This is a genomic window from Halomonas sp. KM-1, from assembly GCF_000246875.1.
In the GTDB taxonomy this organism is placed as follows: domain Bacteria; phylum Pseudomonadota; class Gammaproteobacteria; order Pseudomonadales; family Halomonadaceae; genus Halomonas; species Halomonas aerodenitrificans.
Genome location: NZ_BAEU01000172.1, coordinates 1 through 1279 on the forward strand (window position 1 = coordinate 1; position 1279 = coordinate 1279).

General features: G+C 53.2%; 1 rRNA gene. It reads right to left on the minus strand.

Annotation, left to right across the window (positions count from 1 at the left end):
* Positions 1–1155, minus strand: a 23S ribosomal RNA gene (locus tag B8115_RS23145); the annotation flags it as partial.
* Between the last annotated feature and the right edge of the window lie 124 nt (positions 1156–1279).

Genomic DNA, 1279 nt, shown 5'->3' on the forward strand with positions numbered 1-1279 from the left:
AACCCGTAGCTTCGGTACCTGGTTTAGCCCCGTTACATCTTCCGCGCAGGCCGACTCGACTAGTGAGCTATTACGCTTTCTTTAAAGGATGGCTGCTTCTAAGCCAACCTCCTAGCTGTCTGAGCCTTCCCACATCGTTTCCCACTTAACCAGGATTTCGGGACCTTAGCTGACGGTCTGGGTTGTTTCCCTTTTCACGACGGACGTTAGCACCCGCCGTGTGTCTCCCACGCTGGCACTCACCGGTATTCGGAGTTTGCCTCGGGTTGGTAAGTCGGGATGACCCCCTAGCCGAAACAGTGCTCTACCCCCGGCGGTGATACGTGAGGCGCTACCTAAATAGCTTTCGAGGAGAACCAGCTATCTCCGGGCTTGATTAGCCTTTCACTCCGATCCACAAGTCATCCAAATCTTTTTCAACAGATCCTGGTTCGGTCCTCCAGTTGATGTTACTCAACCTTCAACCTGCTCATGGATAGATCGCCCGGTTTCGGGTCTATTTCCAGCGACTGGTCGCCCAGTTAAGACTCGGTTTCCCTACGCCTCCCCTATTCGGTTAAGCTCGCCACTGAAAATAAGTCGCTGACCCATTATACAAAAGGTACGCGGTCACATGACTTGCATGCTCCCACTGCTTGTACGCATACGGTTTCAGGATCTATTTCACTCCCCTCTCCGGGGTTCTTTTCGCCTTTCCCTCACGGTACTGGTTCACTATCGGTCAGCCAGGAGTATTTAGCCTTGGAGGATGGTCCCCCCATGTTCAGTCAAGGTTTCACGTGCCCCGACCTACTCGATTTCACGACACTCAGATTTCGGCTACGGGACTATCACCCGCTATGGTCAGGCTTCCCAGCCTGTTCGCCTATCAGTTGTGCCGCTTAAGGGCTAGTCCCCGTTCGCTCGCCGCTACTGGGGGAATCTCGGTTGATTTCTTTTCCTCGGGGTACTTAGATGTTTCAGTTCCCCCGGTTCGCCTCCCAACACCTATGGATTCAGTGTGGGATACCCAGCTTGTGCTGGGTGGGTTTCCCCATTCAGAAATGCCCGGGTCACAGGTCGTTTGCCACCTCACCGAGCCTTATCGCAGGCTACCACGTCTTTCATCGCCTCTGGCTGCCAAGGCATCCACCGTATGCGCTTAATCGCTTGACCATATAACCCGAAAGGGTCTGGTCCGCGATTACGTACGACAATTGCCGGATACGCTTGAGACGTATCTTGCATTTCTCCTTGCGGAGAAATTGTCAGCATGATTCACATTGTTAAAGAGCAGACT